The following is a 12,109-nucleotide window of genomic DNA, read 5'->3' on the forward strand; positions in this document are numbered from 1 at the left end:
TTTCAGGCACCGCGGCGGTTGTCCAGCGCCAGGGCGCCGGCGCCGGCAAACACCAGATAGAGGAAGATGAAGCAGAACGAGATCGCCGAATCGCCGCCATTGTTGACCGGGAAGAAACCCTGCGGCATGTGCGCCATGAAATAGGCGATCGCCATTTCGCCGCAGAGAAGGAACGCCACCGGCCTGGTCAAAAGCCCCAATGCCAGCAGGATGCCACCGGCGAATTCAAGTAGGGCAGCGGTCAGCGTCAGCCCGGTCAGAGCGCCCGCGTGATCGCTGACGGGAAAATTGAACAGTTTCTGGGTACCATGCTCGATGAACTGCAGCGCCGTCATGATGCGCAATGCGGCCAAAGCCTGCGGCTGATATCTGGCAAGACCGTCAAAAAGCTTCATCTAAAACTCCATTTTACCCCTCCCGGACCGGCCATAAATTATCGCCCGGAAATGGACTACTCACTTCCCATGGCCTGCCATCAACAATCGGTGATTGAAAATGATTCCCCAGTCTGACTTTCATATGTGCTCTCTCTATGGTTGCATTTACATATCTATGGTTGTATTGATGCATAGATACTCCAGACACGTGGGTTCACTTCGCCACGAAAAAAGTCGTCATCAGCCTATTCGCAATCCTTGCAGGTACCAGCTTCGCCATGGCCGGGGACGCCGGCTGTGATGCCTTCAAATGGCCGGTGACACGCGAGCAGGCATTGTTTCCGGCATTGCCCTCCGCACAGTCCGGCGGTGCCCTGACGATCGGGCAGGCGGTGGATTTCACGCTCGCAGCGGTCGATACGATCGGCTTTGCTGTTCCGCCGGAACGTGCGCCTGCAGCCGGTACATTCGGCGCGACGGCAAGCGTGGCCGTGCCCCTGGAGGGAGAGCTCCAGATCAGCCTGTCTAATGAGGCCTGGATCGATGTCGTTCAGGACGGCAAAGCCGTGAAGTCGGCGGGGTTCAGTGGTATGAAGACCCGTCCGGGGATCCGCAAGAGCGTGCGCTTTAAGCTGGCCGCCGGCCCGGCGACTATCCAGCTCAGCGGCGCCAAGAAAGAGACCCTCAAGGTTGCGGTGCTGGCGCCGGAATGACTTTGCGCCCTGAGACAATTCATTTGCTCGCATCGCACCAACGGTGCGGTGCGGCTGTTCAATTTTGATAGGTATCGGGCTGGTTCAGCGTCCCGGCGCGATCAGCGCGAAATGCGGGCGAACCGCCGCCATGGGCACGATAGATTTCGCCTAAAGAACGTCACCCGGATCGAATGGTACTCCGGCTCCCCGAAGCTCTTTCGCTAACTCGCGCTCCCAATTCTTGCCGTCGCCGAACGACACATAGCCGATGCCATCAAAGTCTGAAGGTCTCTCAACACCCTCGCCCATGAGTGCGCAGACGTTCTTTGATTCGAGCTTGCCGATGAAAAATCCTAGCTCGAACACTACGTTTTGTCGGGCTCGCTTTCCTGGGGTTGCACCCGCCAAGCCACCAACGTCTTCCGGCATCATGAGAACGACGGCGAACGAAGCACCCTCGGCTACCTCTTGGAACTTCGTCAGGAGCGATCTGCCCGCATTAGCACTCCGGTGAAGGATAATCGGTTCAAGCTTGAGGCGTCGCAAGAACACCTCGACTTCGTTCAGCGAACTTTTGTCGCGTCCATGAACGACAAACACCTTCCGCGATTTAGGTTGTGGCACTTCTGGTGGCTCCTTAACGGGCATCGCTGTAGATGAGCCGAGAGCCGCGCCCAAATCGCGCACCTGATCAGCGGTGAGTTGACCAACGGCTTTGTCAAATAGCGCTGGGTGAACGTTGCGAACACTTCGCACCGGGTCGCCAAAAAGAATTCTCGTGCCCAGTCCTGTGCTTACCGCATTCTTTGGCACCAGTTTGCCGTCGAGCATCTTCAAACCTTCGGTGTCCAACGCGATCCAAAAATCCATGCGGTTTTGAGCACTGACGTCGTTCAAAATTCCGTTGGGATAGTTCCTGTCCAAGTTCCCCGCTTTCTGGACAAGAAAAATATCCAACCGCTCCCCGTCCAAAGTCAATTCGGATGAGTTAGCTACCGCAAATCTTGCCAGCGCCATTGCACGCGCGAGACGGCCTCCCTTGTCTCGCCCAGCATCTATACCGTCGAGCCCAATCTCCAATATGAGTTGATCAAACTCAGAATGGCCTAGCGAGGCCAAAATGTTGCAAGCGCCGAGCACAAGCTTTCGCGCCAATTTGAATTCAAGCATAACTTCAATGCCTCGCCCAAAACCTCAGGCGCAACAATATACGAAGCGCCGAACGAACCGTAACCGATTTGGGACACGTTAACAAAAAGCACAAGGAAAAAACCTTGGCCGATCAGGCCAAAGCTCATTGGTTAGGGTTGATTTATTTCACAAATCGTCATCAGCCTATTCGCAATCCTTGCAAGCACCAGCTTTGCTATGGCCGATGATGCTGCGCCACCTTTAAATGGCAGGTTGCGCGTGAGCAGGCGCTGTTTGCGGCCGCGCACGCCGCGCCAAGAGGCGTAACAGAACGGCCAAGGCTCTAATCGCCACTGGATGACAGTTCAGTGGCAGGTCACTGGCACTCGTGCCGGTTAATACGATCAGCTTTGCCGTGCCGCCGGAACATACGCCCGCAGCCGGCACGTTCGGCGCGACGGCAAGCGTGACAGTGCCGCCGGAGGCGAGCTCCAGATCAGCCTGTCCGGCGAGGGCTGGGTCGATGTCGTTCAGGACGGCTATGCCGTCGCTCGGTCGATTTCAGCGGCGTGAAACCCTGTCCTGGCATTCGCAAAAGCGTGCGTTTCACGCTTGCGGCGGGTGCGGCGACCGTCCAACTCAGCGGCGCCAAAAAGGCCGGTCTCAAAGTTGCGGTGCTGATGCTGGAATGATCCAGCAGCAGCACTCGGTTGGTCAGGACGCCTACCGCACCGGCGCCATCAGCGCGAAATGGGCACCTTGCGGGTCTGTGCACTGTACGATCCAGCTGCCGCCGGGGACCTCCATCGGACCCATCAGGATCTTGCCGCCATTGTCGGTGACGCGCTTGGCTGCCGCGTCGATGCCGGGCACGTTGAAATAGAACTGCCAGACCGGCGCCGGGATCTGCTCGGGCTTGTTCATCATGCCGCCAACGGGCTCGCCGCCGAAGGCGAAAAGCTGGTAGACGCCCATCGGACCCATGTCCATGGCGTCGCCCTTCTCCCAGCCGAACTGGCTGGAATAGAAATCGAACGCCGCCTTCCAGTCTGACGTGTAGAGCTCATGCCAGCCGATGTTGCCGGGGGTCGCCAACGGTAGCGGCGGCTGGTCGGGGCCGCTGGGCTGCAGGAAGTTGAACATCGCGCCTTGCGGGTCTGCAACGACGGCGAAGCGGCCGACGCCAGGAATGTCGTCGGGTTCGCGGTGAACCGCGCCACCAGCCTTCTTGAGGGAGGCCGTTGCGGCATCGACGTCCCTGGTGAGGATATAACCGACCCAGGCCGGCGGCATGCCCATCTTGCGCGCGTCATCGGGCAGCGTCATCAACCCGCCGACGCCGCGCTCGCCGACATTCATGACGATATAGCGCGGCATGCCCTGGGCCCCTTCGAAAGGCTGCCCCCTCCAGCCCACCACGGAGGTGTAAAACGCCTCGGCGGCGTCGAGATCGGTGGTCATCAGCTCGTACCAGAAGAAGGGCATGGGGGACTGTGGCATTGTCGTGCTCCTTGCGGTTTGTACATCGATCATGCGCGATCCATTCTAGGACGATCTTCACGACGAAAATCCGACAGCGGCCAAAAAAGATGACGGCAAATTGGAAATGTTACCGGGTTGCGCGCCCTGCGGTTTTCGACTTTGCTCTCAGTCAACGAGGGGTTGTTGATCCATGCGCCGGATGTCGCTCATTCCCTGACCAGAGCGGACCATCACCAGTCTAAGGCCTATCCCGCTGCCCGGAATGGTTGTGGAAGGCGTGGTGCGAAGCGAGGGGTCAGATCCAAGCAGCTATGGCTTCACGAGCAATCACCTCTACCGTGCATTCGAGACTGAGCAATAGGAAATGCGAACAGTCGTCTGTCGGCCCGGGTATTGATCGCAACCAGTGCGAGTTCTCGACTCGGAGGAGGGGCCATCTATAGGAGGCTTGCCCGCCAGAGCCAATCAATGGGATTGAGCTGCTAGCGCTGACATGGGTCACTCCCAACATGTCGTCATGAGCCGAAAGTGCTAGCACTCCGTGGAAGTTGATCTTGAGGGTTCGTTCGGATGCCCCGACGAAGAAGTCGCCTTCGACGGCCAATTCAAAGTAGTTGTCGGATTTCAGACGTCACACCTGACAGGCAGCCAGCGGTAAATCTTCCACAGGCTCCCACCGCTGAACCGCCTCCTGAACAATGTCCATCACCTTCTCCAATGTTTGAAAATCGCGCACGATGCTCAAGCGCCTACCGCCCCGTAAGCGCTTTCGAACAGCTTGTCGCCACTGGTAGCCAATTCTGGGCGCCGCATCCATTGAGGCGCAACGGACGGTGCTCAAAAACATGAGTGCATTTATCATGTTTTTATCGAGAGGTTTCAGCGAGTTGCGCCGAAAATTGACCAATTGATAAAAAAATAAAACGTGCTAGCCTTCCCCAAAACAAGAACATGGGGAACTGACGATGCCAGAAGGCCAGTTCAAGCAAGGCATTGCCGGCGGGCGGCTCTCGCCGGACCAATATGCCGACAATTTCGCCGACCTGCACCCGCCGCTCGATCATCACGAGGCGCTGGTCGAGTCCGACCGCTGCTATTTCTGCTATGATGCGCCGTGCATGAATGCATGCCCGACCTCGATCGACATCCCGCTGTTCATTCGCCAGATTTCGACGGGCAATCCGATCGGCTCGGCCAAGACTATTTTTGACCAAAACATTTTGGGCGGCATGTGCGCCCGCGTCTGCCCGACCGAGACGCTATGCGAAGAAGTCTGCGTGCGCGAGGTGGCCGAAGGCAAGCCGGTGCAGATTGGTCGCCTTCAGCGCTACGCCACCGATGTCGCCATGGCCGAAAACAAGCAGTTCTACAAGCGCTCCGAACCGACCGGCAAAACGGTCGCCGTGGTCGGCGCCGGACCGGCCGGGCTTGCGGCCGCGCATCGGCTTGCCCGTCATGGCCACGACGTGACCATCCTGGAAGCCCGCCCGAAGCCCGGCGGCCTCAATGAGTACGGTATAGCCGCCTATAAAAGCGTCGACAATTTTGCCCAGGCCGAAGTCGACTATGTCACGTCGATCGGCGGCATCGACATCCAGAACGGCAAGGCGCTCGGCCGTGATTACCAGCTGTCGGACCTGACCAGGAATTACGATGCGGTGTTCCTCGGCATGGGGCTTGCCGGCGTCAATGCCTTGCGAGCGGATGGCGAGGAGGCCCCGGGCGTCAGCAATGCTGTCGAGTTCATTGCCGAGCTTCGTCAGGCCAGTGATCTGGCCAGCCTGCCGGTCGGCCGGCGTGTTGTCGTCATCGGCGGCGGCATGACGGCGATCGACGCGGCGGTGCAATCGAAGCTGCTCGGAGCCGAAGAGGTGACGATCTGCTATCGGCGCGGCCCGGAGCACATGAATGCCTCCGAATTCGAGCAGGATCTGGCTGCAGCCAACGGCGTCATCATCCGGCACTGGTTGCAGCCGAAGCGGGTCATTGCCGACGCTGGCAAGGTGTCGGCGATCGAGCTCGAATACACCGCGATGGACGGCGACCGGCTCGTCGGCACCGGCGAGCGGCTGACGTTGACCGCCGACCAGGTGTTCAAGGCGATCGGCCAGAGTTTTGTCCCGGCTGCGCTCAACGGCAGCGGTGCGGAGGTCGCGCTGGAAGCCGGCCGCATCAAGGTCGATGCGGAAGGGCGCACCTCGCTGCCAAACGTCTGGGCCGGCGGCGACTGCATTTTCGGCGGCGATGACTTGACTGTTTCAGCTGTCGCGCAAGGCCGCGATGCGGCGGAGAGCATTCATCGGGCACTGACCTCGAACGGGAGGGCATGAGCATGGCAGACATCCGCAACAATTTCGTCGGCATCAAGTCGCCGAACCCGTTCTGGCTGGCTTCGGCGCCGCCGACCGACAAGGCCTATAACGTCATCCGCGCCTTCAAGGCGGGCTGGGGCGGCGTGGTATGGAAGACGCTCGGCGAAGAGGGCCCGCCGGTGGTCAACGTCAACGGTCCGCGCTACGGCGCGATCTGGGGCGCCGACCGTCGTCTGCTCGGCCTCAACAACATCGAGCTGATCACCGACCGCGACCTGCAGGTCAATCTGCGCGAGATCAAGCAGGTCAAGATGGACTGGCCCGACCGGGCGATCGTCGTCTCGCTGATGGTGCCTTGCGAGGAGCATGCCTGGAAGGCGATCTTGCCGGTAGTCGAGGAGACAGGCGCCGACGGCATCGAACTCAATTTCGGCTGCCCGCACGGCATGTCGGAACGCGGCATGGGTGCGGCAGTCGGCCAGGTGCCGGAGTACATCGAAATGGTGGTGCGCTGGTGCAAGGCCAACACCCGCATGCCTGTCATCACCAAGCTGACGCCCAACATCACCGACATACGCAAGCCGGCACGCGCTGCCCTTGCCGGCGGCACCGACGCGGTATCGCTGATCAACACCATCAATTCGATCACCGGCGTCAATCTCGATAGTTTCGCACCGGAGCCGACGATCGACGGCAAGGGTTCGCATGGCGGCTATTGCGGCCCGGCGGTGAAGCCGATCGCCATGAACATGGTGGCCGAGATCGCGCGCGATCCGGAAACGCATGGCCTGCCGATCTCCGGTATCGGCGGCATTACCACCTGGCGCGACGCCGCCGAGTTCATGGCGCTCGGCGCCGGCAATGTGCAGGTGTGCACGGCGGCGATGACCTATGGCTTCAAGATCGTGCAGGAGATGATCGCCGGCCTGGAAAACTGGATGGACGAGAAGGGCCATGCCTCGCTGGACGACATCGTCGGCCGCGCCACGCCCAACGTCATCGACTGGCAGTATCTCAACCTCAACTACGTCGCCAAGGCGCATATCGACCAGGACGCCTGCATCAAATGCGGCCGCTGCCACATCGCCTGCGAGGACACCTCGCACCAGGCGATCACCAGCATGGTCGACGGCGTCAGGCATTTCGAGGTGATCGAGGCCGAATGCGTCGGCTGCAATCTCTGTGTCAATGTCTGTCCGGTCGAGAATTGCATCACCATGGAGCCGCTGGCGGCCGGCGTGATCGACCAGCGCACCGGCAGGCCGGTGTCGCCGATCTATGCCAACTGGACGACGCATCCGAACAATCCGATGGCCAAGGTGGCGGCGGAGTAGCATTGCGGAAAAAAAACGGCGTTCATGGGCGCCGCTTTTTAACTTTCCTATTGCAGATAAAAGTTATCCACGATAATCTATATCCATGAACAGGAGAGCGAAATGAAGCTGGGCGAAGGGGTCGAGGCGGCTATTCATTGCGCCGCTATGCTTGCCGGCGTTGATGGCGCCGCGACCTTGCCAGGTGCTGCCATGGCCGAAGCGTTCGGGCTGTCGCCGAGCTATCTGCTTAAGCATCTCAACGCGCTGACTGCGTCCGGCATTCTGGATTCAGTGCCGGGGCCGTCCGGCGGCTACCGGCTGGCGCGGCCGGCGGAGCGCATAACGCTGCTCGATATCGTGCTGGCCGTCGAGGGGCGTGAACCGGCGTTCCGCTGCGCCGAAATCCGCCAGCGCGGCCCAGCGAAGCTCGATGCCTCGGTCTATGTCAAACCCTGCGGCATCAACGTAGCCATGCTGAAGGCCGAGCGTGCCTATCGCGCCGCGCTCGCCGACGCCCGGCTGTCCGACATCGTTGCAGAATACACGGCCGATGCCGATCCCCGTTCGGTCGCCGCGAACTGCGCCTTCGTCGAGCGCCATCGGCGCCCGCAGAAATCAAGTTCAACCAAGCAAGCATGAAAGGCTACAGACGATGAAACAGAGGCTGCAATTTTTCGGCGCGGCGCCGGAGATCATGAAGGCGGTGTCGGCGCTCAACAAGGCAGTCGACGAATGCGGGCTCGAAAAAAGCCTGTTGCATCTGATCAAGCTCAGGGCGTCGCAGATCAACGGCTGCTCGTATTGCGTCGAGATGCATAGCCGCGAAGCGCGCCGCGACGGCGAAAGCGAGCAGCGGCTCTATCTCGTCTCCGCCTGGAAGGAATCGCCGCTGTTTTCAGAGCGCGAACGCGCGGCCTTGGCCTGGACCGACGCGCTGACCAGGATTGCCGACAACGGTGTGTCGGACGAACTCTATGCAAGGACGCTCGAATATTTCTCGGAAGAGGAGCTGGTCAAGCTCTCGGTGGCGCTCGGCATGATCAACACCTGGAACCGGCTTTGCGTTCCGTTCCATGCAATCCATCCGATGCCAGCGGTCTTGGCCGCCTGAGGACAAGGTGCGCGGCCTTGCGCCGCGCGCCTCTTTTCTGCCCAAGGACCCCCGACAGCATGTTTTTAAACTTTGATAGTGAGATCCTATTCGCCGCCCGCCTGCTGCTTGGCGGCGCCTTTGTCTTTGCCGGCCTGCGCAACATCCAGAATGCGGCGTTGGTGAGCCAATTGATGACGACGCGCGGCGTGCCGCAGGCACGGCCGGTGCTGTGGCTGGGGATCGTCCTGCAGATCATCGCCGGAGCACTGGTGATCGCGGGCATCTGGACCGCTCCGGCGGCGGCATGCCTGATCCTGTTCCTGATCGTCGCCACGCCGATGTTCCATAACTTCTGGGATCATCAGGGCCCGGAGCGCGCGTCCCGCATCAATGGCTTTGTCGGCAACGTCGCGCTGGCCGGAGGATTTCTGGCGCTGATCGCGCAGTCGCTTTGACAACGACTGATGCCTCTTGGAGGCAGCCGCTCACGCCGCATACCGCAAGCCGCCGTCGCAGGTCAGGATCTGGCCGGTGACGAAGCTGTTCGAAACCAGGAACGCGATCGCCTCGGCGACGTCCTCGGCGCGGCCGATGCGGCCGACCGGCGTCCTGCCGGCATAATCGGCAAACACCGCATGGCGCTGTTCATCGGGTAAAAAGTCCCACCAGGGCGTGTCGATGACACCTGGCGCCACGACATTGACGCGTAACGGCTTCAGCTCCATTGCCAGGATCGGCACCACGGTCAGCAGCATGCCGTTGACGGCGGCGATGCCGGCGACACCCGGCGCCGACAATTGCGCCGACACCGCCGAGATGAAAGTCACCGAGCCGCTCTTGTTCAGCGTCGGCAAGGCGGCCTGCAGGCAGGAGAGCTGTGGCCGGACTTTCTCGTCGACGCCGCCGCCGATGTCGGTCAGGTCAAGCGTTTCGAACGCGCCGAGGCCCTTGCCGCCGCTGGCGGCCAGCACCAGGTGATCGAAAGGGCCGAGATCGCTGAAGAACCGGCGAACCTCGTCCGGCTTCGCGGCGTCGAAGGCAGCTTTTTCGACTGTGCCGCCAAGGCTTTGCCATGCGTTGTCGAGCTTTTCCCTGCTGCGCCCGGTGATCGTCACCTTCATCCCCGGGCCGAGCAGCTTTGTCGCGGTGGCGAGGCCGATGCCGGAGGAGCCGCCGACGATCACGGCGTGCTGCGTTTTCTCGATCATGAATTTTCTTTCTTCGATGTTGCGGAAGCGGGTGCGAGCCCGACAAGGCCGAGGCTCAATTCGCGCAACTGCTGCCTCGCCTTAGCGTCATAGGCTTGCGCATCGGCGCGGGATTTTCTTTGGCCGTCGAAATAGAGGCCGCTTCGCCCCTCAAGCGCCGGCGATGTGGCGAGGTTGATGATGGCCTCGGCGCCGGTTTCGACGGAGCTCCAGGGTGTGATGCCCGCCTGCCGCACCATCGTAGTGTTCATGTAGCTTGCCGGATGCAGGCTGTTGACCGTGACACCGGTGCCGTTCAGCTGCTCCGCCAGATCGATGGTGAACATGATCTGCGCCAGCTTGCTCTGGCAGTAGGCACGGACGCCGCCATAGGAGCGGGTCAGCATGACGTCGTCGAAGTCGATCGCCTGCTGGCCGGCCGAGGCGACGTTGACGATGCGCGCCGGCACGCTGGACTTGAGCAGCGGCAGCAGCTCCGTGGTGAGCAGGAAACCGGCGAGATAGTTGACGGCAAAGCGCAACTCGTAGCCGTCGGCGCTGACCTGCCGTTTCGCGTTTGGGCCGGCGGTGCCGACGCCGGCATTGTTGATGAGGACATCGAGCCGCTTGGTCCTTGCGCGCACGGCCTCGGCGAGGCGGCGAACTTCCGCCAGGGAGGAGAGATCGGCGACCAGCAGCTCGGCCTTGCCGCCGGCGGCTTCGATTTCGGCCCCGATCGCCTTGCCCCTTGTCGCGTCGCGGCCATGCACCAGGATGCGCGCACCGCCGGCGCCGAGCCTTTGCGCGACGACGCGGCCGACGCCGTCGGTAGACCCTGTGATGAGGATTGTCTTGTTTTTCAGTTCCATGTTCGGAGCCTCCATCTCGTAGCTCTGAGCGGAAAGATGGGGCACCAGCCACTTGCCAAACAGTTCAAACTTTATCCTGGTATCGGTACTGCTATAATAGCGCCGATGGATTCCACCACGCATTCCGCCGAAGACAGCCGCCGCCGCGAGCTTGGCGCCTTCCTGCGCTCGCGGCGCGAAAGGCTGACGCCTTCGGCCACCGGCATATCGACCGGATTGCGCCGGCGCACGCCCGGGCTGCGGCGTGAGGAAGTGGCGATGATCGCCGGCGTCGGCACGACCTGGTACACCTGGCTGGAGCAGGGCCGCGACGTTCGGCCATCGGCAGAGGTGCTGACGGCGCTCAGCCGGGCGCTGCGCCTGGACACTGCCGAGCAACGGCATCTGTTCATCCTTGCCGGCCGACCGCAGCCGGAGCGTCGCGTCGACGCGCCGGAAAAAGTCGATAGCCCGTTACTGCACATGCTGCAGAGCCTGGTCCTGCAGCCGGCCTATGTCCTTGGGCGGCGCTGGGACGTGCTGGCCTGGAACTCTGCCGCGGCAGCCGTGTTCGGGGACTATGGTCTGCTGGAGGGCGATGCCCGCAACATCGTCCATATGGTTTTCACCAGCCCGCAGCACCGGCGCCTGCTCGTCGACTGGGAGGAACTGGCGCGTGCCGTGCTGGCGTCATTCCGGGCAGAAAGCGCCAGATATGTCGGCGATCCGGATTTCGAGCGGCTGATCGCGCTGATGACGCGCTCGAGCCCGGAGTTTCGCGCCTGGTGGCCGCTACGCGACGTGGCCCGCAACCTATCGGGTGTGAAGCATGTCCGGCACCCGATAGCGGGCGCCATGGCGTTCGAGCATATGAGCCTGTCGATCGACGACGGCTCGGACATGAAGCTGATCGTCTACACGCCGCTCGCCGAGCAAAACTCGATCGCCAAGCTCGAACAACTGCTGGAGACGCTTCCGGCCGAGCGGCGCAGCGCGTGATGCCCATCGCTTCGCTGAAGCCTCAGCCCTTCGGCTTCAGCCCGTCAATGAACAGTTGCTCGAGAAACCTTGCGGCATCCTCGAAGCGGCCGTCGCCGCCGCGATCGGGGCCGAGCACGGCGCGGACCTGGACGTCGAAATCGGCATAGTGCTGCGTCGTCGCCCAGATCGAGAAGATCAGGTGCCAGGGGTCGGTGCGGGCAATCTTGCCGGCGCGCATCCAGCCCTTGATGACGTTGGCCTTCTCGTCGACCAGTGTCTTCAATTCGCCCTCCAGCATCGGCATGATGCGCGGCGCGCCCTGCAGGATCTCGTTGGCGAACAGCCGGCTCTCGCGCGGGAAATCGCGCGCCATTTCGAGCTTGCGCCTGATATAGCTGCGCAGTTCGGTCAAGGGATCGCCAATGTCGTCGAGTTCGCGCAGCGGCGCGAGCCAGGTGTCGAGAAGCCGCTGCATCAGCGTCTCGTGGATGTCCTCCTTGCGGCGGAAATAATAGAGCAAGTTCGGCTTCGACATGCCGGCGGCTTCGGCGATCTGGTCGATGGTCGAGCCGCGAAAACCGTTGGTGGAGAAGACTTCGAGCGCCGCCTCTAGGATGAGCTCGCGCTTTTCCAGCTGGATGCGGGTGCGGCGAGGAGCGGAGCTTTCGACCGCCCCCGTCACCTCGA

Annotated in this window: 13 protein-coding genes; 7 read left to right on the forward strand and 6 right to left on the reverse strand. The window is 61.6% G+C overall.

From position 1 onward, the window contains the following. Positions 1-2 precede the first annotated feature (2 nt). On the reverse strand, positions 3-395 hold the full coding sequence (locus NKJ17_RS06210; protein ID WP_352687533.1) for a DoxX family protein: 393 nt from the start codon (positions 393-395) through the stop codon (positions 3-5). A 260-nt stretch (positions 396-655) separates the two neighbouring features. Between NKJ17_RS06210 and NKJ17_RS06215 the strand changes: the two genes are divergently transcribed. Continuing rightward, a complete protein-coding gene (locus NKJ17_RS06215) occupies positions 656-1,090 on the forward strand; it encodes a hypothetical protein (protein ID WP_352505550.1) in 435 nt (144 codons plus the stop codon). Between the two features lie 150 nt (positions 1,091-1,240). Here the strand turns inward: NKJ17_RS06215 and NKJ17_RS06220 are convergent, their stop codons facing one another. Further along, positions 1,241-2,242, reverse strand: coding sequence for a TIR domain-containing protein (locus NKJ17_RS06220; protein WP_352505551.1), 1,002 nt, complete (start codon positions 2,240-2,242; stop codon positions 1,241-1,243). A gap of 684 nt (positions 2,243-2,926) precedes the next feature. Further along, the gene (locus tag NKJ17_RS06225) at positions 2,927-3,703 is read right to left on the reverse strand and encodes a VOC family protein (protein WP_352505552.1); all 777 of its coding nucleotides are present in this window, start codon (positions 3,701-3,703) and stop codon (positions 2,927-2,929) included. Positions 3,704-4,650: 947 nt separating this feature from the next. Between NKJ17_RS06225 and NKJ17_RS06230 the strand changes: the two genes are divergently transcribed. The 5 genes from NKJ17_RS06230 (at position 4,651) to NKJ17_RS06250 (ending at position 8,861) form a co-directional block, all read left to right on the forward strand. Further along, a complete protein-coding gene (locus NKJ17_RS06230) occupies positions 4,651-6,015 on the forward strand; it encodes an NAD(P)-dependent oxidoreductase (RefSeq protein WP_352505553.1) in 1,365 nt (454 codons plus the stop codon). Positions 6,016-6,017: 2 nt separating this feature from the next. Next, positions 6,018-7,331, forward strand: coding sequence for an NAD-dependent dihydropyrimidine dehydrogenase subunit PreA (gene preA, locus NKJ17_RS06235; protein ID WP_352687536.1), 1,314 nt, complete (start codon positions 6,018-6,020; stop codon positions 7,329-7,331). Between the two features lie 102 nt (positions 7,332-7,433). Continuing rightward, a complete protein-coding gene (locus NKJ17_RS06240) occupies positions 7,434-7,952 on the forward strand; it encodes an RrF2 family transcriptional regulator (protein WP_352505555.1) in 519 nt (172 codons plus the stop codon). Positions 7,953-7,965: 13 nt separating this feature from the next. Then, the gene (locus NKJ17_RS06245) at positions 7,966-8,424 is read left to right on the forward strand and encodes a carboxymuconolactone decarboxylase family protein (protein WP_352505556.1); all 459 of its coding nucleotides are present in this window, start codon (positions 7,966-7,968) and stop codon (positions 8,422-8,424) included. Between the two features lie 59 nt (positions 8,425-8,483). Next, positions 8,484-8,861 carry a DoxX family protein gene (locus NKJ17_RS06250; protein ID WP_352505667.1) on the forward strand — a complete coding sequence of 126 codons (378 nt, stop codon included), beginning with the start codon at positions 8,484-8,486 and terminating at the stop codon, positions 8,859-8,861. A 30-nt stretch (positions 8,862-8,891) separates the two neighbouring features. Here the strand turns inward: NKJ17_RS06250 and NKJ17_RS06255 are convergent, their stop codons facing one another. Then, positions 8,892-9,614, reverse strand: a complete 723-nt coding sequence (locus tag NKJ17_RS06255; RefSeq protein WP_352505557.1) for an SDR family oxidoreductase — start codon at positions 9,612-9,614, stop codon at positions 8,892-8,894. Continuing rightward, a complete protein-coding gene (locus tag NKJ17_RS06260) occupies positions 9,611-10,462 on the reverse strand; it encodes an SDR family NAD(P)-dependent oxidoreductase (protein WP_352505558.1) in 852 nt (283 codons plus the stop codon). The genes NKJ17_RS06255 and NKJ17_RS06260 overlap by 4 nt, the downstream gene beginning before the upstream one ends. A gap of 105 nt (positions 10,463-10,567) precedes the next feature. Here NKJ17_RS06260 and NKJ17_RS06265 point away from each other — a divergent pair, with 105 nt between their 5' ends. Then, on the forward strand, positions 10,568-11,440 hold the full coding sequence (locus NKJ17_RS06265) for a helix-turn-helix transcriptional regulator (RefSeq protein WP_352687538.1): 873 nt from the start codon (positions 10,568-10,570) through the stop codon (positions 11,438-11,440). Positions 11,441-11,462: 22 nt separating this feature from the next. Here NKJ17_RS06265 and NKJ17_RS06270 read toward each other — a convergent pair whose 3' ends face one another. Next, complete coding sequence (locus NKJ17_RS06270) at positions 11,463-12,104, reverse strand: TetR family transcriptional regulator C-terminal domain-containing protein (protein ID WP_254819042.1); 642 nt, start codon at positions 12,102-12,104, stop codon at positions 11,463-11,465. Positions 12,105-12,109: the final 5 nt, after the last annotated feature.

The organism is Mesorhizobium sp. M0208, from assembly GCF_040322015.1.
GTDB lineage: Bacteria > Pseudomonadota > Alphaproteobacteria > Rhizobiales > Rhizobiaceae > Mesorhizobium.

Bases quoted from the DNA above. Each gene is read 5' to 3' on its own strand.
- NKJ17_RS06250 (WP_352505667.1), top strand. From the start codon at position 8,484: ATGTTTTTAAACTTTGATAGTGAGATCCTATTCGCCGCCCGCCTGCTG.
- NKJ17_RS06220 (WP_352505551.1), bottom strand. From the start codon at position 2,242: ATGCTTGAATTCAAATTGGCGCGAAAGCTTGTGCTCGGCGCTTGCAAC.
- NKJ17_RS06240 (WP_352505555.1), top strand. From the start codon at position 7,434: ATGAAGCTGGGCGAAGGGGTCGAGGCGGCTATTCATTGCGCCGCTATG.
- NKJ17_RS06215 (WP_352505550.1), top strand. From the start codon at position 656: ATGGCCGGGGACGCCGGCTGTGATGCCTTCAAATGGCCGGTGACACGC.
- preA (WP_352687536.1), top strand. From the start codon at position 6,018: ATGGCAGACATCCGCAACAATTTCGTCGGCATCAAGTCGCCGAACCCG.
- NKJ17_RS06255 (WP_352505557.1), bottom strand. From the start codon at position 9,614: ATGATCGAGAAAACGCAGCACGCCGTGATCGTCGGCGGCTCCTCCGGC.
- NKJ17_RS06210 (WP_352687533.1), bottom strand. From the start codon at position 395: ATGAAGCTTTTTGACGGTCTTGCCAGATATCAGCCGCAGGCTTTGGCC.
- NKJ17_RS06265 (WP_352687538.1), top strand. From the start codon at position 10,568: ATGGATTCCACCACGCATTCCGCCGAAGACAGCCGCCGCCGCGAGCTT.
- NKJ17_RS06230 (WP_352505553.1), top strand. From the start codon at position 4,651: ATGCCAGAAGGCCAGTTCAAGCAAGGCATTGCCGGCGGGCGGCTCTCG.
- NKJ17_RS06260 (WP_352505558.1), bottom strand. From the start codon at position 10,462: ATGGAACTGAAAAACAAGACAATCCTCATCACAGGGTCTACCGACGGC.
- NKJ17_RS06225 (WP_352505552.1), bottom strand. From the start codon at position 3,703: ATGCCACAGTCCCCCATGCCCTTCTTCTGGTACGAGCTGATGACCACC.
- NKJ17_RS06245 (WP_352505556.1), top strand. From the start codon at position 7,966: ATGAAACAGAGGCTGCAATTTTTCGGCGCGGCGCCGGAGATCATGAAG.